Origin of the sequence: Paraburkholderia sp. SIMBA_054 (genome assembly GCF_046534875.1) — a bacterium.
In the GTDB taxonomy this organism is placed as follows: Bacteria; Pseudomonadota; Gammaproteobacteria; order Burkholderiales; family Burkholderiaceae; genus Paraburkholderia; species Paraburkholderia hospita.
This window is the reverse complement of the sequence record NZ_JAWRXV010000591.1, coordinates 1-283: the sequence shown is the minus strand read 5'-3', so window position 1 is coordinate 283 and position 283 is coordinate 1. Positions and strand designations below refer to the sequence as shown.

Below are 283 nucleotides of genomic sequence, written 5' to 3'. Positions count from 1 at the left end.
CAGACGGTCGCCGTTCGACTGCTTCTGCACGGCCATGACCGGATTCTTCGTCGACACGAAGCGCCAGCCCGGCGGAATGCCTGGCGGCGGCTCCGGCGTCATAGAGGCGCGCGCGTTCGACAGTTCCTCGATCAGTTGTCCGATCTGCTCGGCACGCAGCGCGACGGTCTGACCGCCGATCGTCATGGTGATTTCGTTCTGCGCCGGACGGTTGATCTCGAGCGTGGGCGGAACCGGCTCTGCGGCGGCTTCGTTTACCGCAACATCAACTTCCGCGTCAACC

At 64.7% G+C, this 283-nt stretch carries 1 pseudogene; it reads right to left on the bottom strand.

The annotated features are described in order from the left end of the window. Positions 1-283, bottom strand: a pseudogene (locus tag SB822_RS56460) (hypothetical protein); the annotation flags it as partial.